At 63.8% G+C, this 19,283-nt stretch carries 15 protein-coding genes and 1 pseudogene; 11 read left to right on the forward strand and 5 right to left on the reverse strand.

Going from position 1 to position 19,283, the window contains the following annotated elements; all coding sequences use genetic code 11:
• Positions 1-6: 6 nt before the first annotated feature.
• Positions 7-906, forward strand: a complete 900-nt coding sequence (locus tag FEM01_RS04650; protein ID WP_138218098.1) for a hydroxymethylglutaryl-CoA lyase — start codon at positions 7-9, stop codon at positions 904-906.
• Between the two features lie 136 nt (positions 907-1,042).
• On the opposite strand, the gene FEM01_RS04655 is transcribed toward FEM01_RS04650, so the two are convergent.
• A complete protein-coding gene (locus tag FEM01_RS04655; protein WP_138218099.1) occupies positions 1,043-1,267 on the reverse strand; it encodes a hypothetical protein in 225 nt (74 codons plus the stop codon).
• A 411-nt stretch (positions 1,268-1,678) separates the two neighbouring features.
• Here FEM01_RS04655 and ccoG point away from each other — a divergent pair, with 411 nt between their 5' ends.
• From ccoG to FEM01_RS04670, 3 genes are all read left to right on the forward strand, one after another.
• On the forward strand, positions 1,679-3,085 hold the full coding sequence (gene ccoG / locus FEM01_RS04660) for a cytochrome c oxidase accessory protein CcoG (protein WP_138218100.1): 1,407 nt from the start codon (positions 1,679-1,681) through the stop codon (positions 3,083-3,085).
• 40 nt (positions 3,086-3,125) lie between these two features.
• Positions 3,126-4,535: a GntR family transcriptional regulator MpaR gene (gene mapR / locus FEM01_RS04665; RefSeq protein WP_138218101.1), complete on the forward strand. Its 1,410-nt coding sequence runs from the start codon at positions 3,126-3,128 to the stop codon at positions 4,533-4,535.
• Positions 4,536-4,599: 64 nt separating this feature from the next.
• Positions 4,600-6,621 (forward strand): PAS domain-containing sensor histidine kinase, encoded by a 2,022-nt coding sequence (locus tag FEM01_RS04670; RefSeq protein WP_138218102.1) that lies wholly within the window; start codon positions 4,600-4,602, stop codon positions 6,619-6,621.
• Between the two features lie 59 nt (positions 6,622-6,680).
• On the opposite strand, the gene FEM01_RS04675 is transcribed toward FEM01_RS04670, so the two are convergent.
• The 4 genes from FEM01_RS04675 to FEM01_RS04690 all read right to left on the reverse strand — a co-directional run bounded on the left by FEM01_RS04675 (position 6,681) and on the right by FEM01_RS04690 (position 10,774).
• Positions 6,681-7,427 (reverse strand): SDR family oxidoreductase, encoded by a 747-nt coding sequence (locus tag FEM01_RS04675; RefSeq protein ID WP_138218103.1) that lies wholly within the window; start codon positions 7,425-7,427, stop codon positions 6,681-6,683.
• Positions 7,428-7,543: 116 nt separating this feature from the next.
• The gene (locus tag FEM01_RS04680; protein ID WP_138218104.1) at positions 7,544-9,079 is read right to left on the reverse strand and encodes a DHA2 family efflux MFS transporter permease subunit; all 1,536 of its coding nucleotides are present in this window, start codon (positions 9,077-9,079) and stop codon (positions 7,544-7,546) included.
• Positions 9,076-10,269, reverse strand: a complete 1,194-nt coding sequence (locus FEM01_RS04685; RefSeq protein ID WP_138218105.1) for an HlyD family efflux transporter periplasmic adaptor subunit — start codon at positions 10,267-10,269, stop codon at positions 9,076-9,078. Before FEM01_RS04685 ends, FEM01_RS04680 begins: the two co-directional genes overlap by 4 nt.
• Before the next feature lie 31 nt (positions 10,270-10,300).
• Complete coding sequence (locus FEM01_RS04690) at positions 10,301-10,774, reverse strand: MarR family winged helix-turn-helix transcriptional regulator (RefSeq protein WP_138218106.1); 474 nt, start codon at positions 10,772-10,774, stop codon at positions 10,301-10,303.
• A gap of 299 nt (positions 10,775-11,073) precedes the next feature.
• Between FEM01_RS04690 and FEM01_RS04695 the strand changes: the two genes are divergently transcribed.
• From FEM01_RS04695 to FEM01_RS24640, 7 genes and pseudogenes are all read left to right on the forward strand, one after another.
• Complete coding sequence (locus FEM01_RS04695; protein WP_138218107.1) at positions 11,074-12,609, forward strand: ABC transporter ATP-binding protein; 1,536 nt, start codon at positions 11,074-11,076, stop codon at positions 12,607-12,609.
• A gap of 12 nt (positions 12,610-12,621) precedes the next feature.
• Complete coding sequence (locus FEM01_RS04700; RefSeq protein WP_138218108.1) at positions 12,622-13,722, forward strand: ABC transporter permease; 1,101 nt, start codon at positions 12,622-12,624, stop codon at positions 13,720-13,722.
• A gap of 57 nt (positions 13,723-13,779) precedes the next feature.
• The gene (locus FEM01_RS04705) at positions 13,780-14,706 is read left to right on the forward strand and encodes an ABC transporter permease (RefSeq protein ID WP_138218109.1); all 927 of its coding nucleotides are present in this window, start codon (positions 13,780-13,782) and stop codon (positions 14,704-14,706) included.
• Between the two features lie 199 nt (positions 14,707-14,905).
• The gene (locus tag FEM01_RS04710; RefSeq protein WP_138218110.1) at positions 14,906-15,988 is read left to right on the forward strand and encodes a BMP family ABC transporter substrate-binding protein; all 1,083 of its coding nucleotides are present in this window, start codon (positions 14,906-14,908) and stop codon (positions 15,986-15,988) included.
• A gap of 73 nt (positions 15,989-16,061) precedes the next feature.
• Positions 16,062-17,027: an isopenicillin N synthase family dioxygenase gene (locus FEM01_RS04715; protein WP_138218111.1), complete on the forward strand. Its 966-nt coding sequence runs from the start codon at positions 16,062-16,064 to the stop codon at positions 17,025-17,027.
• Positions 17,028-17,238: 211 nt separating this feature from the next.
• Positions 17,239-18,411 (forward strand): annotated as a pseudogene (locus FEM01_RS24635) (HAMP domain-containing protein); the annotation flags it as partial.
• Between the two features lie 132 nt (positions 18,412-18,543).
• The gene (locus FEM01_RS24640; protein ID WP_416781918.1) at positions 18,544-19,269 is read left to right on the forward strand and encodes a methyl-accepting chemotaxis protein; all 726 of its coding nucleotides are present in this window, start codon (positions 18,544-18,546) and stop codon (positions 19,267-19,269) included.
• The last annotated feature ends 14 nt before the right edge of the window (positions 19,270-19,283 follow it).

Consider the following 19,283-nt stretch of genomic DNA (forward strand, 5'->3'; position numbering starts at 1 on the left):
CCCGCCATGTCATTGCCCGAAAAAGTCCGTCTGGTCGAAGTCGGCCCGCGCGACGGCCTGCAGAACGAAGCCCAGCCCATCAGCGTCGCCGACAAGGTGCGCCTGGTGGACGACCTCACCGAGGCAGGACTGCAATACATCGAGGTGGGCAGTTTCGTCTCACCCAAGTGGGTCCCGCAAATGGCCGGCTCGGCCGAGGTGTTCGCTGGCATCCAGCAGCGCCCTGGCGTGACCTACGCCGCACTGGCCCCCAACCTACGTGGTTTCGAAGATGCCTTGGCGGCGGGGGTCAAGGAGGTAGCGGTGTTCGCTGCCGCGTCCGAGGCGTTCTCGCAGCGCAATATCAACTGCTCGATCAGTGACAGCCTCAAGCGCTTCGAACCGATCATGGAAGCGGCCCGCAGGCACGGGGTACGGGTGCGCGGTTATGTCTCGTGCGTGCTGGGCTGTCCTTACGAGGGGTTCGTCAAGGCCGAGCAGGTCGCCCCTGTGGCCCGCGCTCTGCACCAGATGGGCTGCTACGAAGTGTCGCTGGGCGACACCATCGGCACCGGCACGGCGGGCGATACGCGCCGGTTGTTCGAGATGGTGGGTAAGGAGGTGCCACGCACGCAGTTGGCAGGACACTTCCACGACACCTACGGCCAGGCCCTGGCCAACGTGTATGCCAGCCTGCTCGAAGGCATCGCGGTATTTGACAGCTCAGTCGCAGGACTCGGGGGCTGCCCTTACGCCAAGGGGGCCACCGGCAACATCGCCACCGAGGATGTGCTGTACCTGCTGCAAGGGCTAGGCATCGACACCGGTATCGACCTCGACCGACTAATTGCTGCTGGCCTGCGTATCAGCCAGGTGCTGGGGCGTACCAGCGCATCGCGAGTGGCGCGGGCACGCAGCTCAGCGTGATTCACACTCTTGTCACATGACTGTGGGTGAAGTGTTACCGCCCCCACGGTCGACAGCGAAAAATCGGGTAACAGGGAAACAAATCGATAAAATTTCAGGGGCTCACATTGTACGATTTCTTATCAAGCCATTGATTTTAAAGAATTTTCAAAAGTTGGCACGCCCCCTGCTTTATCTCTTGCACAACAAAAACAAAAAACGCGATACCCAATAAAAACAACAGGTAACGGCTCTGACATAACAAGAACAACACGGCAGAGGCGTAGCAAGCAGATTTTTTTGGAGTCGACAGGCTTTTCAGGGGTTCGCCCCGCGACGTGACACAGAACAATAAAACTACCTGCAAGGTAGCGACAGTCACGCTTGGATCCTTCGGGATGAATGCAGGTCAGCGCTCAAAAAAATACGTTTGCTCTTGGCCCCGGTTAGGGGCCCCGCATTACCGAGATCAAGGCTTACAAAAACAACAAAAAGCTGATCTCCAATAATAAGAAAAGAGCAGGCAACAACGCTTTGAGGGGAGCTTCGGCTCCCCTCAGTGCTTTCCGGCATTCACTTCCTCCCCCAATGCCCTCTCCACACCAACCCGTCGGCTGACACACTTGCACCCGCAGAGTACTGCGGTGAATGGTCGCAGGCGTTGCCTGCCAAGGCCTGTACCGCCAGGCCCGAGCATCTGATACGGTTTTTCTCCTGATAACTGAGTCTGTGCTGAAAACAGATGGCCACCCATAGTGCCCAGGCCTGATCGAGGCCTGATGAGCGATGAACCATGAGCGACCGCCTCCCCCTGCACGTCATTGACATAACACCCGCCGCTGACAAGAGCCGGCACATCCCCGACGGTGCGATCCATACGCGCAGTTTCAGCGGCCTGTTCCGCACTCTGCGCATCCGCTTCGCCGGGCTGCTGTTCGCGCTGTTCTTCGGCACCGCATGGCTGCAATGGAACGGTCGCCAGGCTGTGCTCTGGGACCTGGCCGAGAGCAAGTTCCACATCTTTGGCGCAACCTTCTGGCCACAGGACTTCATCCTGCTCTCGGCGCTGCTGATCATCTGTGCCTTCGGCCTGTTCGCCGTCACTGTGTTCGCCGGGCGTGTGTGGTGCGGCTACAGCTGCCCTCAGAGCACCTGGACCTGGCTGTTCATGTGGTGCGAAAAAGTCATCGAAGGCGATCGCAACCAGCGCATCAAATTGGCCGCAGCGCCCTGGAGCCTGCGCAAGCTCGCGCAACGCGGCCTCAAGCACACGCTTTGGCTGGCCATTGGCCTGCTGACTGGCCTGACCTTCGTCGGATACTTCACTCCGATCCGCCCGCTGGCAACTGAGCTACTGAACTTGCAACTGGACGGTGTGGCCTTGTTCTGGGTGCTGTTCTTCACCACCGCCACCTACCTGAATGCCGGCTGGCTGCGCGAGGCGGTATGCCTGCACATGTGCCCGTACGCACGCTTCCAGGGCGTGATGTTCGATCAGGACACCCTGGCGGTCGCTTACGACCCTGGCCGCGGCGAGGCCCGTGGCCCACGCAAGAAAGGCAGCGACCCACGCCGCCAGGGCCTGGGCGACTGCATCGACTGTACCTTGTGCGTGCAGGTGTGCCCGACCGGCATCGACATTCGCCAAGGCTTGCAGATGGCCTGTATCGGCTGCGCGGCCTGCATCGATGCTTGCGATCAGGTGATGGACAAGATGGGCTACGCCGGCGGCCTGATCGGCTACAAATCCGAGCGCCAGTTGCAAGGCGGCGTGACCCGTTGGCTACGCCCTCGCCTGCTGGGCTACGCGGCGGCGCTGACGGTGATGATCGGCGCCCTGATACTGGCATTGCACCTGCGTCCGATGGTATCGCTGGATGTGATCAAGGACCGTGGCCTGTTTCGCGAGAATGCCCTGGGGCAGATCGAGAACATCTACCTGCTCAAGGTCATCAACAAAACCTCGCAGCCGCAGCAGTACCAATTGCGCCTATTGGATGCCGACGGTTTCGTCCTGCACGGGCGCACCACCTTCACCCTGGCCGCCGGCGAGATGAGCGAGTGGCCCGTCTCAGTGGCACTGCTGGCCGAGCGGCCGAGCAGCAGCGCGCAGACGCTGACCTTCCAGATCCAGGGCAGCGACGAGCCCGATATCCGCAGCAGCGCCCAGAGCCGTTTCGTCGCGCCGCTGAACCGCTGATCCCTATACACTCACGCCATCCTTGACTGCACGGATCACCATGAAACGCTACGAACGCTTCGCCGATGACATCGCCGAACTGATCCGCACCGGGGTGCTCGGCCCCGGCCAGCGCGTGCCGTCGGTACGCTATGCCAGCCAGACCCACGGGGTCAGCCCCTCCACGGTGTTCCAGGCCTACTACCTGCTTGAGCGTCGCGGCCTGATCCGTGCGCGGCCGCGCTCGGGCTACTTCGTCAACGCCCATACCCCCAGGCCCATCGGCGAGCCTGCCGCCCAAGTCCCGGCGGGCGAGTCCACCGATGTGGATGTCAGCGACCTGGTGTTCTCCATCCTCGATTCGATCAAGGATCCGCACACCATACCGTTCGGCTCGGCCTTCCCCAGCCCGACGCTGTTTCCACTGCAACGCCTGGCACGCTCACTGGCCAGCGCCAGCCGCGCCATGGACCCGCGCATGGTGGTCACCGATCTGTCACCGGGCAACCCGCAATTGCGCCGTCAGATCGCCCTGCGCTACATGGTTGGCGGTTTGATGCTGCCCATGGAGGAACTGCTGATCACCAACGGCGCGTTGGAGGCACTGAACCTGTGCCTGCAAGCGGTGACCCAGCCAGGCGACTTGGTGGCCATCGAAGCCCCGGCGTTCTACGCCTGCCTGCAAGTGCTCGAACGCCTGAAGCTCAAGGCTGTGGAAATCCCCGTGCACCCGCGTGAGGGCATGGACCTGGGCGTGCTTGCGCAAACCCTGGACAAGCATCCGGTCAAGGCCGTGTGGTGCATGACCAACTTCCAGAACCCGATGGGCGCCAGCATGCCCGAGGCCAAGAAACAGCAACTGGTCGACCTGCTGCGCCAGCATCAGGTGCCGCTGATCGAAGACGATGTCTATGCCGAGCTGTACTACGCTCAACAGGCACCCAAACCTGCCAAGGCGTTCGACCGCGATGGACTAGTGATGCACTGCGGCTCGTTTGCCAAGAGCCTGGCGCCGGGCTACCGCATCGGCTGGGTCGCTGCTGGGCGCTTCGCGCAAAAGATCGAACGGCTCAAGCTGATGACCTCGCTGTGCGCCTCGATGCCAGCCCAGGCGGCGATTGCCGATTACCTGCAGCATGGCGGCTACGACCGTCACCTGCGCAAGCTACGTTACGCGCTCGAAGGCCAACAGGCCAACATGCTCGCCGCCATCACCCGGCATTTCCCGGCCCAGACCCGGGTCAGCCAACCCTCGGGCGGCTATTTCCTGTGGCTGGAACTACCCGAACAAATGGATGCCCTCAAACTGTTCCACATGGCCCTGGCCCAGGGTATCAGCATCGCGCCAGGACCGATCTTCTCGCCTGCCCGGCGCTTCGGCAACTGTATCCGTCTGAACTACGGCAGCCCATGGAACACAGGCGCCGAACAGGCCATGGAAACGCTGGGCAGGATCGTGCGCTCTTTCTGAACAACAGCGTGCGGGCCGCTGGGCGACTGACTATAGTGAACACTTCGCCCCTTGGATCCAAATCATGCCCGACACTGACCACCCCGTCTGGCAGACGCCAGACGCCGAGGCCGAGCACGCGTCCCAACGCCTCGCGTGGCTGAGTGAGCACATGGCCGAAGGCTTTTGCATCGTCGAGTTGATAGACGGCCCCCACGGCCCGCTCAGTGATTACCGTTACGTCTACGCCAACGCGGCCTGCACCCGGCACACCGGCTTGCGCAAGATCGTCGGACAAACCCTGCGCGAAACCCTGCCAAGCGAGGCCGGGGCCTGGCTCGGACACTACGCCTCGGTACTGCAAAGCGGCCAACCCAAGCATGTCGAGCAACGCCTGCAGGCGACCGGGCGCGACCTGTCGATCACGATTTACCGCCTGGAGCCGGCCAGTGCCCGACACATGGCGGTGCTGTTCCACGAGAGTAGCGATACGCTGCAAACCCAAGCCGGGCGGCAGCAACTCAACCAACAGTTGGGGCAGCAGGTCGACCAAGCGCTGGACGGACGGACGCTGTTCGCCCAGTTGGTCGACAGCAGCCTGGCCAACGTCACGGTGGTCGACATGGACATGCGCCTGCTGGCGATAAACCGCACAGCGCGTCAGACCTTCATGGGGCTGGGCCTGCCAGTGCCGGCGTTCGGCGACTGTTTGCGCGATTACCCGGCCATTTTCCCCGTCGCCAAGGCACAGCTATTGGCGCTCTGGGAGCGAGCGCTGGCAGGCGAAGTATTCGTCGAGAACCTCACCATCCAGTTGCCGCCCACCGAGCGCCACTTCGAGATGCGCTTCAACATCTTGCGCGACAGCCTGGGCAATAGGCTCGGGGCGTACCTCTTCGCCTACGATATCTCCGAGCGCATCGTCGAGCAGAACCGCTTGCGCGAAACCGAGCAGGCCCTGCGTAACGCTCAGAAAATGGAAGCCGTAGGCCAACTGACCGGTGGCATCGCCCACGATTTCAACAACCTGCTGGGGAGCATCGGTGGCGCACTGGAACTGGCCAACCTGCGCCTGGCCCAGGGCCGCGGCAGCGAAGCAGCCGATCTGCTGGACATCGCCCAACAGAACACCGCACGCGCCAGTCAACTGGTCAAACGCTTGCTGACCTTCGCCAGGCACCAGACCCTGCAACCCTGCCCCACCGATATTCACACGCTAGTGGCCGGTATGCGCCCGCTGATCCTGACCTCCTTGGGCGAGCATATCCAATGGTTGGATTTGACCATGGCCGATCAGTGGCTGACCTGCGTTGACCCCTCGCAACTGGAAAACGCAGTGCTCAACCTGTGCATCAATGCACGCGATGCGATGCCCGCCGGGGGCATCTTGACCCTCAGTTGCGCAAACGTGACGCTGTCCCAGGCCCAGGGCGAAACATTGCAACTGCCTGCCGGCGACTATGTGCAACTGAAGGTGCTCGACAACGGCACGGGCATGGACCCGGCAGTCTCGGCACGTGTTCTTGAACCGTTCTTCACCACCAAACCGCTTGGCCAGGGCACAGGGCTGGGGCTGTCGATGGTCTATGGTTTCGTGCGCCAGTCGGGTGGACAACTGCACATTCACTCGCGCCAGGGACTAGGCACCCAGGTCCACCTCTATCTGCCCAGGCATACCAGCGACACAAGCGCACAGCCGCCCGCTCCCGAGCCTATGCCGACGCCGCCCGCAAGGCTTGGGGCGTGCCAGGTCATGGTGGTCGAAAACCAGCAGACGCTACGCCTGGTGATCGCAGAACTGCTGCACGATCAAGGCTATCAAGTACACACCTTCGAAACCGCATACACCGCCCTCAAAGCCCTGCAAGAAGGCGTCACCCCGGACTTGCTGATCACCGATATCGGCTTGCCTGGGGTGCTGGACGGGCGCCAGTTGGCCCTGGCCGCCACGGCGCTCTATCCGCACTTGCGGGTGCTGTTCACCACCGGCTATGACCACGCCCAGGCGTTGGCGGATTTTTCGTTGACAGACGCCATGGCCAGTATCGGCAAGCCTTTCGCGCTGGACAGCCTGCTGGCCTGCGCTCGCCGTCTGCTCGCTCAGTGAGCCAGCCGATTACCAACGCTGACGCGAAGGTATTGCCGCGCCGTTGGGCGCAGGCAAGGTCAGCGCCCCCCGCCTAGGTCGATGAAGCTACCCGTGGAATAAGACGCTTTGTCCGACAACAGCCACAGGATCGCCTCGGCCACTTCTTCCGGGCGTCCACCCCGGCCCATAGGCAGTCCTGACTCAAGCTTGGTGACACGATCTGCATCGCCACTGAGGGCATGGAAGTCGGTATGGATATAGCCTGGGCGCACACCGTTCACACGCACGCCCTCGCCCGCCACTTCCTTGGCCAGGCCCACGGTGAAGGTATCGATCGCACCTTTGGAGGCGGCGTAGTCGACATACTCATTGGGCGAGCCTAAGCGTGCGGCCACGGACGAGACATTCACGATCGCCCCGCCCTGCCCGCCGTGACGGCGCGCCATGCGCAGCAGGGCATGCTTGGTGCAGAGCATCGGCCCGACCACATTGGTCTTCATCACCTTGAGCAGACGGAACTCGGACATGTCCTCGACGCGGCTCTGGTGGGCGATGGTAGCGGCATTGTTGACCAGCGCCGTGACCTGGCCCAGCTCGTGATCGACACGCTGGAACAACTGCTGCACCTCATCCTCGACGCTGACATCGGCGCGCACCGCGATGGCCGTCGCGCCGAGGGCGCGGACCTGGCCCAGGACGGCCTCGGCGGCCTGGTCATCGGTGTGGTAGTTGATGCAGATGCGATAACCCTGTTGCGCTGCCAGCAACGCAGTCGCGGCGCCGATGCCGCGGCTGGCGCCGGTGATGACGATGACCTTTTCCATGAGCCTGCCATATGACTGGAGAAGGCCTACAAGGTTATGGGAAATGGCCATGATTTGGAATGTGCCCGATGCGTGAGTGGGCTCGAACCTGGGCGCTCAAGCCTCACCCACACACCTCAATGCCCCGCCGACCCTGCTCCCGCCTTGGCGGTGAACGGCGGCTTGGCAAACCACACCAACACAATCAGCCCGGCGAATACCCAGGTCAGCAACGTGAAGTAATCCACCGTCGACATCATGTACGCCTGGCCATTGAGGATCTGCTCCAGCTGCGCATACTGCTGCGGCCCCGCCCCGCCGAGCTGTTCGAGGGTATGCCGGGTCACCGGATCGAAGGTGCTGATGTGCTCGCTCAGGTAGGCGTGATGCTGGTCAGCCCGGCGAATCCAGATCCAGGTGGTCAGCGAGGCCGCAAAACTCCCGCCCAAGGTGCGCAAGAAGGTCGCCAACCCCGAGCCATCGGCAATCTGTTGCGGGGGCAGGTCAGATAACAGGATGCTCAAGGTCGGCATGAAGAACAGCGCCACACCAATCCCCATGAACAGCTGCACCAAGGCAACATGGGCGAAGTCCACCTCACTGGTGAAGCCCGCGCGCAGGAAACAACTGGTACCGATTGCCAGGAACGCGATACCCGCCAGCAGGCGCAGGTCGAAACGGTGCGCATACTTGCCCACGAACGGCGAGAGGATTACCGGCAGCAGCCCAATCGGCGCGACCGCCAGGCCCGCCCAGGTCGCGGTGTAGCCCATCTGCGTCTGCAACCATTGGGGCAGAATCAAGTTGATGCCGAAAAAACCCGAGTAGCCGCCGACTAACACCAGCGTACCGACCCGGAAGTTGCGGTGTACGAACAACCGCAGGTTCACCACCGGATGGCGGTCGGTCAGTTCCCAGATAATGAAAATCGCCAGGAACACTACCGAAATGATCGAGCCGATGACGATGAACGACGACTCGAACCAATCCAGGTCGTTGCCTTTGTCCAACACCACCTGCAAGGCCCCGACGCCGACGATCAACGTCAACAGGCCGATGTAGTCCATCGGCTGGCGGCTGGTGAGCACGGGCCGGGCACGCATCTGCTGGCGCACCACGGCAGCGGCGAACAAGCCAATCGGCACATTGATGAAGAAGATCCACGGCCAACTGTAGCTGTCGGTGATCCAGCCGCCGAGAATCGGCCCGGCAATCGGCGCCACGACCGTGACCATCGCCAGTAGTGCCAGCGCCATGCCGCGCTTGGCGGGCGGATACACCGCGATCAGCAGCGTCTGGGTCATCGGGTACAACGGCCCCGCCACCACGCCTTGCAGCACGCGAAAGCCCACCAGTTCCGGCATCGACTGGGCGATACCGCACAGGAAAGAGGCCAGCACGAAGAGCAACGTGGCCCAAATGAACAGCTTCACCTCACCGAAACGGCGGCTTAGCCAGCCGGTCAGCGGCAAGGCGATGGCGTTACTCACCGCGAACGAGGTGATCACCCAGGTGCCCTGCTCGTAACTCACCCCCAGGTTGCCAGAAATGGTCGGCAGCGCCACGTTGGCGATGGTGGTGTCGAGTACCTGCATGAACGTCGCCAGCGACAAGCCAATGGTGGTCAGCAGCAGGCTTGGCGGGGTGAACTGTGCGGGGGCCGCCTGGCTCATCGCTCGGCCGTCTTGCCAGTGGCGCTGTTGGCGTGGATCAACCGAGCGATCAGGTCATCGGCCTCGGCCAACTGACGGTCGTACACCTGGGTGGTGTAGCTGGCCTGCTGGGGCGGTTGCTGGGCCAGGGCCGGACCACTCTGGTCATGCAGATCGACTTCGGCCACGGTGGACAGGCCAATGCGCAGCGGGTGGGTCTTCAGTTGCTCAGGGTTCAGGTGGATACGCACCGGTACACGCTGCACGATCTTGATCCAGTTACCCGTGGCATTCTGTGCAGGCAACAGGGCGAAGGCGCTACCGGTGCCGGCCCCCAGGCTGTCGACAGTACCACTGTACTTGACCTCGCTGCCGTACAGGTCAGCGGTGATTTCCACCGGCTGGCCAATGCGCATGTCACGCAGCTGGGTTTCCTTGAAGTTGGCGTCCACCCACACCTCATCCAGCGGGATTACCGCCATGGTCGCGGTGCCAGGTTGCAGGCGCTGGCCCAACTGCACGGTACGCTTGGCCACATAACCGGTGACCGGCGCGACCAAGGTGGTACGCGCGTGATCGAGGTAGGCCTGGCGCACGTCGGCGGCGGCCGCCATGACCTCAGGGTGTGAGGACACCACGGTGTCGTCGATCAGCGCGGTGCTGGTCGCCAGTTGCTGGCGAGCGCTGTTGAGCGCTGCCTGGGCGACGCTCAGGTCATCGCGGGCATGGGCGATTTCTTCCTGGGCAATGGCACCACTGTCGGCCAGCACCTTGCGCCGGTTGTAGTTCTGCTGGGCCTTTTGCAGCTCGGCCTGACGGGTTTGCACCTGCGCCTTGAGCGAGTCGACGTTGCTGTACAGGCCGCGGACCTCACGCACGGTGCGCGCGAGCTTGGCCTCGGCGGCCTGCAACGCCACCTGGCTGTCAGCCGGGTCGAACTGCAACAGTACCTGCCCGGCCTGCACCAAGTCACCGTCGTCGGCACCAATGCTGGTCACGGTGCCAGTGATCAACGGGGTGATCTCGACCACGTTGCCATTGACGTACGCATCGTCGGTGCTTTCATGCCAACGCCCGACCAGGCTGTACCAGGCCCAGGCGCCAGCACCGGCGAGGACCAGCACCAGCAGCAGGCCGAGCAACCAGGCCTTGCGCTTGCGCGTGTTGTCCGGCGTCGCCGCCGGGGTGGGGGTATCTGCGGAAGTGGCCATGACCAATACCTTGGAAAATATGTGACTGGAATCAACGATCGCCGAAACGGCGGGTCGTCAGAGGGTCGCCGGCACTGAGCAGCACCTTGGCCAGCAAGCCTTCGAGGGTTTTCAACTCGTCGGCTTGCAGCACACCGACCAGCTCGTTCATCGCCGCCGCCCCGACCTGCGGCAAGCGGTCGGCCAGGCGCTGGCCGTCGGCGGTCAGCGCCAGGCGCACCTGGCGGCGGTCGTCGGGGCAGCGGTTACGCAAGATCAGCCCCTTCTGCTCGAGGCGATCGAGCATGCGCGTCATCGAACCGCTGTCCAGGCCGAGGTAGCGACATAGCTCGGCCGGGGTATCGACTTGGTACTGGGTAACGATGATCAACACCTTGAACTGGGCGGCGGTGACGCCATCGGCTTCAAGGTGCCAATCGAGGATGCGGTCCTTCAGCAGCGCGGCGCGGCCGAGCAACATGCCGATGGCGCAGGTTTGGAAGTTTTCCGGGGTGAAATGGGGCATCGGCAGTACGCTCAAGCATTTGTGTAAAAATATTACTGCTTAGGCAGTTAATGTCAAAGCCTTGATTAGCACACTAACTAAAAATTCATGTTCAGGCGCTCGCTTGCGTCGCGAAGGCGTGCGCCTTTGCAGGGCGATGCACTGCCCCAGTTTGGCGCCACACAGCCGCCAAACCCACTGCCGCGTACGTGCCCTGCCCAGCGCCAAACCCTGTCGTACCGGGCCCAGGGCAGAAATCTGACCACTTGGCCATATTTTTGCTTTGCAAGCTGCTCACTACTCTGACCCCGAGCAAGCCCATGTCCGAACTCCGCCCTCGCCTGGAACTGCGCGCCATCAGCAAACGCTATCCCGGTACGCTGGCCAACGACCGTATCGACCTGCGCATCGCCCCCGGTGAAATCCATGCCCTGCTCGGTGAGAACGGCGCCGGCAAAAGCACCCTGATGAAGATCATCTACGGCGTCGTCCGCCCAGACAGCGGCCAGATGCTGTGGGAAGGCGAAGCGTTGCAGGTCCGCGATCCGGCTCAAGCGCGGCGCCTGGGCATCGGCATGGTGTTCCAGCACTTCTCGCTGTTCGAAACCCTCACCGTGGCACAGAACATTGCCCTGGCCTTGGGCGCGCAGGCCGGGACGCCGCAACAACTGGCGCCGCGTATCGAAGCCGTTGCGCAGCGCTACGGCATGGGCCTGGACCCGCAGCGCCTGGTCCACAGCCTGTCGATCGGCGAGCGCCAGCGGGTAGAGATCGTTCGCTGCCTGATGCAGCAGATCAAGCTGCTGATCCTCGACGAACCGACCTCGGTGCTCGCCCCCCAGGAAGTCGATGAGCTGTTCGTTACCCTGCGCGCGCTGGCCGCCGAGGGGTGCAGCATCCTGTTCATCAGCCACAAGCTCAACGAGGTGCGCAGCCTTTGCCACCACGCCACGGTACTGCGTGCCGGGCGGGTCTCCGGGCATTGCGAACCGGCCCAGTGCAGCGACTTGGAACTGGCGCGGCTGATGGTAGGCAATGCTGAAGGCCTGCAAGCGAGCTACCCAAAGCGCATCGGCGGTCTGCCACGCTTGCGGGTGGACGACCTGAGCTGGCGCAACCCCGACCCGTTCGGCGCGTCGTTCGAGCACCTACGCCTGGAGGTGCGCTGCGGGGAGATCGTAGGCATTGCCGGGGTGGCGGGTAATGGCCAGGACGAGTTGCTCGCACTGCTCAGCGGCGAAACCCGTCTGAACGCGGGCGAGCGCGAGCGCATCACCCTGGACGGCCAGCCCATGGCCCATCTCTACCCGGACGCCCGCCGCGCATTGGGCCTGGCCTTCGTGCCTGCCGAACGTCTCGGTCATGGCGCCGTGCCCGACATGAGCCTGACCGACAACGCCCTGCTCACGGCCTTTCAGCAAGGCCTGGTCAGCCGTGGCCTGATCAGCTCTGGCAAGGTCCTGGCCCTGGCCGAACAGATCATCCAGCGTTTCGCCGTGAAGACGCCGGGCCCGCAGGCCCAGGCCCGCAGCCTGTCCGGCGGCAACCTGCAAAAATTCATCCTAGGCCGCGAGATCCTGCAAAACCCCCGCCTGCTGGTGGCGGCGCATCCGACCTGGGGCGTGGACGTCGGCGCCGCGGCGGCGATCCACCGCGCACTGATCGCCCTGCGCGATGCGGGGGCGGCGATCCTGGTGATTTCTGAAGACCTCGATGAACTGTTGCAGATCAGCGACCGCATCGGCGCCCTGTGCAGCGGACGCCTGTCGCCCCTCAAAGCCACCGCGCACACCCATACCGTGGAGGTCGGCGGCTGGATGGCCGGCCAGTTCGACACCGCACAAGACGCTGCCTGACGAGACCCTGCCATGTTGCTATCACTCGAACCTCGCGCCCAACAATCGCGTGCCATGTTACTGCTTTCGCCCCTGCTCGCAGGCTTACTGACCTTGCTGAGCGGGGCCCTACTGTTCGACGCCCTGGGGCATGCACCCCTGGCGACCTTGCACACCTTGCTGATCGAGCCAATCAGCGACCTCTACGGGGTCGCCGAACTGCTGCTCAAGGCGCTGCCCATCCTGCTGTGTGCCTTGGGTCTTGCGGTCGCCTATCAGGCGCGTATCTGGAACATCGGCGCCGAAGGCCAACTGTTGATCGGCGCCCTGGCCGGGAGCGCCGTGGCGATCCAGCTGATCGACTGGGAAAGCCGCTGGGCACTGCTCTGGGTGTTACTGGCCGGCAGCCTGGCAGGCGCCTTGTGGGGGGCGCTCGCCGCCTGGCTGCGTACGCACTTCAATGCCAATGAAATCCTCACCACCATCATGCTCAACTACATCGCCCTGAACCTGCTGCTGTACGTGGTGCATGGCCCGCTGAAAGATCCACAGGGCTTCAGCTTCCCGCAATCGGCCATGTTCGGCGACAGCAGCCGTCTGCCGGCACTGTTCGACGACGGCCGTCTGCATGTAGGCCTGTACTTCGTGCTGCTGGCTCTGGTGGCAGTGTGGGTGCTGCTGCACAAGAGCCTGCTGGGCTTTCAGATCAAGGTGTTGGGGCTCGACCAGCGCGCGGCCGGCTTCGTCGGCTTTCGCGAAAAACGCCTGGTCTGGCTGGTGTTGCTGATCAGCGGCGCCCTGGCGGGTCTGGCCGGGGTCAGCGAGGTCAGCGGGCCGATCGGTCAACTGGTGCCACAGGTATCGCCAGGCTATGGCTTTGCGGCGATCACGGTAGCCTTTCTCGGTCGCCTCAATCCTATTGGCATCCTCGCAGCCGGCCTGCTGATGGCGTTGCTGTACTTGGGCGGCGAGAACGCGCAAATGAGCCTGAACCTGCCGCAGTCGCTGACTGGGCTGTTCCAGGGAATGATGCTGTTCTACCTACTGGCGTGCGACGTGCTGATCCTCTACCGACCACGCCTGGCACTGAAATGGCGACGCCGCACGGCACTGACCGAGACGGCCCGCGCCTGACTTTCCCTGACGCTTTCGTTGACCTGCCGCCGTGGTGCGCAGGCTGAGGTTTCGACTATGGATCTGGATTTGATCGGCAATATCCTCAACGCCATGGTGCGCTGTGGCACCCCGCTGCTGCTGGTGGCCCTGGGCGAACTGGTGTGCGAAAAGAGCGGCGTGCTCAACCTGGGCCAGGAAGGCATGATGCTGTTCGGCGCGGTGGTCGGTTTCATCGCCGCATTCGCCACTGGCAACCTGTGGCTGGGCGTGATGATGGCGTGCCTGGCCGGCATGCTGCTGGCCTCGCTTTTTGCCCTGGTGGCGCTGGGTTGCCAGGCCAACCAGGTGGCCACCGGGCTTGCCCTGACCATCTTCGGCGTGGGGCTGTCGTCCTTCGTCGGGAGCGCCTGGGTCGGCAAGCCGCTGGCCGGTTTCGAGCCACTGGCCATTCCCCTGCTGGTCGATCTGCCGGTCATTGGCCACATGCTGTTCCGCCAGGATGTGCTGGTGTACCTGTCGTTCGGGCTATTCGGGCTGATTGCATGGGGGCTGCTCAAAAGCCGCATGGGCCTGGTACTCCAGGCCGTGGGCGAGAACCCCGATGCGGCCAGCGCCATGGGTCTGCCGGTGCTGCGGGTACGTACCCTGGCGGTGCTGTTCGGCGGGGCCATGGCCGGGCTTGCCGGAGGCTACCTGTCGCTGGCCTATACCCCGATGTGGGCCGAGAACATGAGCGCCGGGCGCGGCTGGATCGCCTTGGCGCTGGTGGTGTTCGCCAGTTGGAAAGTGCTGCGCGTGATGCTCGGCGCCTACCTCTTCGGCCTGGCCAGCATCCTGCACCTGGTCGCCCAGGGCATCGGCGTGAGCGTGCCGGCCAACCTGCTGGCGATGCTGCCGTACGTGGCGACCATTCTGGTACTGGTGCTGCTCTCACGCGATGCACTCAAGACCCGACTGTATGCCCCGGTATCGCTGGGGCAACCCTGGAAGGCCGGTCACTGAGCGGGCCTGGGGCGCACGGCGCCCCGAATCCCAGTGCGTGCACCATCAGGGCGCGGCGCGCCCGCTGCCACGCGTCTGCGAGCCGCCAGACAATGCAGGCCAGCCGCGCAATGCCAGGTTTTTGCCCATCTGGTCAGGTTTTTGCAAACAACTCAATAGCCCAACACGGCCATCAAGAAGACCAACAGGAGCCCCCTCGATGCACCACACCAAACGCAAGCACCTGCTGCGCACCCTGGCTGCCGCCATCGGCCTGAGCACGGCACTGTCCGCTTCGGCCGCCGACCCACTGAAAGTCGGTTTCGTGTATATCGGCCCCATCGGCGACCACGGCTGGACCTACCAGCACGAACAGGGCCGTCAGGCATTGATCAAGCAGTTCGGCGATAAAGTCGACACCCACTTCGTCGAAAACGTCCCCGAAGGCGCCGATGCAGAGCGGGTCCTCCGCAACATGGCCAAGGACGGCTACGACCTGGTGTTCGCCACCTCGTTCGGCTACATGAACCCCACCGCCAAGGTTGCCAAGCAGTTCCCCAAGGTCACCTTCGAACACGCCACCGGCTACAAGCAGGACAAGAACCTCGGCACCTACCTGGCGACCTCCTACGAAGGCCGCTATGTCGGCGGCTACCTCGCCGCGAAAATGACCAAGACCCGGAAAATCGGCTACATCGCCTCCTTCCCGATCCCTGAAGTGTTGCGCGACATCAACGCTATCCAGCTGGCCTTGGACAAGTACAACCCTGGCACCGAGATCAAGGTGGTGTGGGTCAACTCCTGGTTCGACCCCGGCAAGGAAGCCGATGCCGCCAATGCGCTGATCGACCAAGGCGTGGACGTGCTGTTCCAGCACACCGACAGCCCCGCGCCGATCCAGACCGCGCAACGACGCGGCGTGTATGCCGTGGGCTACGCCTCGGACATGGCCCACTTCGGGCCCAAGGCAGTGCTCACCTCCATCGTCAACAACTGGGGGCCGCACTACATCAAGAGCACCCAGGCGGTCATCGATGGCACCTGGAAGTCTCAGGATTACTGGGGTGGCCTGGCACAAGGGACGATCGAGTTGCCGATCAGCGAGCTGGTACCGGCGCAGGTCAAAAGCGAAGCCGAGCAGATCATCGCCAGCATCAAGAGCGGCGCGTTCCATCCGTTCACAGGCCCCGTGCTGGACCAGAGCGGTGCGGTACGCATCGCCGACGGGGCAGTCGCCAGCAACGCGGAACTGGCAGGCATGGACTACTACGTCAAAGGCATTACCGCGCAACTGCCCAAGTAACCACCCGCCACCCAGGTCGCGCCCCGCGTCGTCGCGGCCTGGGAGCCTGTTTTTCCTTGTTTACGGAGCCCAGATGAACACCCTGCCCATCATCGACATCGCCCCGTTGTACCTGCACGATCCCAGCGCCCGCCAGGCAGTGGCGCGTCAGATAGACGACGCCTGCCGGCACTGGGGTTTCTACTACATCAAGGGCCACCCGATTCCGGCCACGCGCATCGCCGCGCTCAAGGCCGCTGCCGAAGACTTCTTCGCCCGCCCACTGCCAGAAAAGCTGCGCATCGACATCACCCAGAGCACGCACCACAGGGGCTACGGCGCCATCGCCACCGAACAGCTCGACCCGAGTCGCCCAAGCGACCTGAAAGAGACGTTCGACATGGGCTTTCATATGGCCGCCGAGCACCCCGAGGTGCTGGCGCAAAAACCCTTACGCGGGCCTAACCGACACCCTGCGATTGCCGGTTGGGAGACGCTGCTGCAACAACACTATGAAGACATGCACGCGCTCTCGCTGGTGCTGTTGCAGGCCATGGCCGAGGCCCTGGATATCCAAGCAGACTTCTTCGCCCAGCGCTTCGCCGAGCCGATCAGCGTGTTGCGCATGATCCATTACCCACCCCGCCAGGCCGCCAGCAGCGCCGAGCAGCAAGGGGCTGGGGCACACACCGACTACGGCTGCATCACCCTGCTCTATCAAGATGCTGCTGGCGGCTTGCAAGTGCAAAGCCGCGACGGCCAGTGGATCGACGCACCACCTATCGACGGCACCTACGTGGTCAATATCGGCGACATGATGGCGCGCTGGAGCAACGACCGTTACACCTCCACCCCGCACCGGGTCATCAGCCCCTCGGGGGTCGATCGCTACTCGATGCCGTTTTTCGCAGAGCCTCACCCGGACACCCAGATCAGTTGCCTGCCCAACTGCTCAGGCCCCGACAACCCACCGCGCTATCCGCCGGTGTCGTGCAGTGCCTACATGCTCTCGCGCTTCGCCGAAACCTACGCCTATCGGCGCGAGCACGCCGACGCCTGAACAAACGCCATCAGCCTGACCACTGAAGGATAAATTGGCCACCGCCAGGCCGGTACAGACGTACTTGTACCAGCCTGCCGGGCATTTGCGCGCCCGTGCCAGGGCCTAGGGCTGGCCACTTGGCAGCGGTAGCCTGCGGGGGCAGACCTACAAGGGAGCCCAGGCATTGAACATTCAGAACACCATCACGCTGCTGGCCAGCCTGTGCCTGATGGCCGTCGTCGGCCTGCTCGCCGGGTTGTCGCTTGAACAACGGCGCAGTGACGCCCAGACCATCGCCGGCAGTGCCAGCGCCCTGTTGCGCGACGCCGCACGCGACAACCTGCAAGGCCAAGCGCAGGCCCAGGCGCTGCAACTGCGTCAGCGCTTCATCCAGAGCCGCGAGTTCGCCCAAGGTGTGGCGCGCCAACTGTTGCACTTGCGGGCCCAGGCCGGTAAGGATCTTGCGGCCTCGCGCGCCTTGCGCCAGACCCTGGTGCAGGTCCTGCGCGAGGCGATCGACGAGCGCCCAGAACTGCTCGGCCTGTTCGTTGCCTTCGCACCCGATGCCCTGGATGGCCAGGATGCGGCGTTCGTTGGCCAGCCGGCCTTCGGTGCAAACGACAGCGGCCGCTTCACGCTGTACTGGCTACGCCCACAGGCCGGCCAGTTGCAAGCGGTATCAGGCGACGAGGCACTGCTGGGCAACGACACCCCAGGGCCTAGCGGCGCGCCAGCCAATGCGTTCTACACCTGCTCGCTGCACAGCGCCCGCGCTTGTGTACTGGAGCCGTACCTGGACGACTCCAGCGGTACACCGACCCTGGTCACCAGCGTGACCGTGCCGCTGATCGTCGACGGCCAGGTCCTCGGCGTGCTGGGCCTAGACATCAGCCTTCAGGCCTTGCAGAACAACGCCCAGGCGGCCAGCGCCGGGCTGTACGACAGCCACGGCGCGCTGGCGATACTCAGCGCCAACGGCCTGGTCGCGGCCGACAGCGCCCTGCCGCAGCGGGTAGGCACGCTTGCCAACCGGCAAGCATCGCCCGACGCTGAGCAGCTTGACGTGCAAGTCCCGGTGCAACCGATCGACGATGCACAGCCCTGGAGCGTTCGGGTGTCGGTCCCGCGGCAGGTGCTCGAAGCGCCCGTGTTGAAGCTGCAGACGCACATGCAGGCGCAACAGTTCGAGAGCCTCGGTCGGGAGCTGGGGCTGGGCCTGCTGCTGGCGCTGGCAGGCATCGTCATGATGGGTTGGGCCGCGCGCCGCGTGACCCGCCCGATCCTCCACGTCGCCAGCCGGCTGCATGACATCGCCGAAGGCGATGGCGATCTGACCCGGCGTCTGGCCTACCCACGCCGGGATGAGCTGGGCCGCCTGAGCGATGCATTCGACCGTTTTCTTGATCGCTTGCAACCGGTAATCGCGCAAGTACAACAGGCGGTGCACGACACCCACGACACGGCTGACCAGTCACAACGCATTGCGCGCCTGACCGACCAGGGCATGCAGCAGCAGGTGGTGGAAATCGAACAGATGGCCACCGCCGTGCAACAAATGTCAGCCAGCGCACACAGCGCCACCCACAGCGCCGCCCAGGCGGCGGATGCCGCACGCCACGCCGAGCAAGCCACCGGCAACGGGGTGCAGGTCTTGCAGCAGTCCACCCAAGGCATCGATGCGTTGGCGACCGACATGCACGCCGCGATGCAGCGCCTGCAAAGCCTAGCAAGCAGCAGCGAACAGATCGGCTCGGTGCTCGACGTCATCCTCGCGATTGCCCAGCAGACTAACCTGCTCGCCCTCAACGCGGCGATCGAGGCCGCGCGGGCTGGCGATGCCGGGCGTGGCTTCGCGGTGGTGGCCGACGAGGTACGTGGGCTGGCCCAACGCACCCAGGTGTCGGTACACGAGATTGGCGTGGTGATCGACAACCTGCGCCAAGGCACCCGTGACGTTACGGCCGCCATGCAGCACAGCAACGCGCAGGCGCAGAACAACGTCGAGCAGACGCGCCAGGCGCTACAGGTACTGGGAGACATCCGTCAGGCGGTGGGCGTGATCACCGACATGAACGTGCAGATCGCCTGCGCCGCCGAACAGCAAAGCAGCGTTGCCGAAGAGATCAACCGCAACGTCGAGGCTGTGCGCACGGTCGTCAACACGCTGTCGGAGCAGGCTGGCCAAGGCGCGGCCTTGAGCCATGCACTCAATGACCTGGCACTGCGTCAGCAGGGGCTGATCCAGCGTTTCAAGGCTTGAGCGGCGTATGCCCG

The organism is Pseudomonas mosselii (assembly GCF_005796105.1).
In the GTDB taxonomy this organism is placed as follows: Bacteria; Pseudomonadota; Gammaproteobacteria; order Pseudomonadales; family Pseudomonadaceae; genus Aquipseudomonas; species Aquipseudomonas mosselii_C.

Bases quoted from the DNA above. Each gene is read 5' to 3' on its own strand.
- FEM01_RS04715 (WP_138218111.1), top strand. From the start codon at position 16,062: ATGAACACCCTGCCCATCATCGACATCGCCCCGTTGTACCTGCACGAT.
- FEM01_RS04675 (WP_138218103.1), bottom strand. From the start codon at position 7,427: ATGGAAAAGGTCATCGTCATCACCGGCGCCAGCCGCGGCATCGGCGCC.
- FEM01_RS04680 (WP_138218104.1), bottom strand. From the start codon at position 9,079: ATGAGCCAGGCGGCCCCCGCACAGTTCACCCCGCCAAGCCTGCTGCTG.
- FEM01_RS04690 (WP_138218106.1), bottom strand. From the start codon at position 10,774: ATGCCCCATTTCACCCCGGAAAACTTCCAAACCTGCGCCATCGGCATG.
- FEM01_RS04650 (WP_138218098.1), top strand. From the start codon at position 7: ATGTCATTGCCCGAAAAAGTCCGTCTGGTCGAAGTCGGCCCGCGCGAC.
- FEM01_RS04685 (WP_138218105.1), bottom strand. From the start codon at position 10,269: ATGGCCACTTCCGCAGATACCCCCACCCCGGCGGCGACGCCGGACAAC.
- mapR (WP_138218101.1), top strand. From the start codon at position 3,126: ATGAAACGCTACGAACGCTTCGCCGATGACATCGCCGAACTGATCCGC.
- FEM01_RS24640 (WP_416781918.1), top strand. From the start codon at position 18,544: ATGGCCACCGCCGTGCAACAAATGTCAGCCAGCGCACACAGCGCCACC.
- ccoG (WP_138218100.1), top strand. From the start codon at position 1,679: ATGAGCGACCGCCTCCCCCTGCACGTCATTGACATAACACCCGCCGCT.
- FEM01_RS04700 (WP_138218108.1), top strand. From the start codon at position 12,622: ATGTTGCTATCACTCGAACCTCGCGCCCAACAATCGCGTGCCATGTTA.
- FEM01_RS04670 (WP_138218102.1), top strand. From the start codon at position 4,600: ATGCCCGACACTGACCACCCCGTCTGGCAGACGCCAGACGCCGAGGCC.
- FEM01_RS04710 (WP_138218110.1), top strand. From the start codon at position 14,906: ATGCACCACACCAAACGCAAGCACCTGCTGCGCACCCTGGCTGCCGCC.
- FEM01_RS04705 (WP_138218109.1), top strand. From the start codon at position 13,780: ATGGATCTGGATTTGATCGGCAATATCCTCAACGCCATGGTGCGCTGT.
- FEM01_RS04695 (WP_138218107.1), top strand. From the start codon at position 11,074: ATGTCCGAACTCCGCCCTCGCCTGGAACTGCGCGCCATCAGCAAACGC.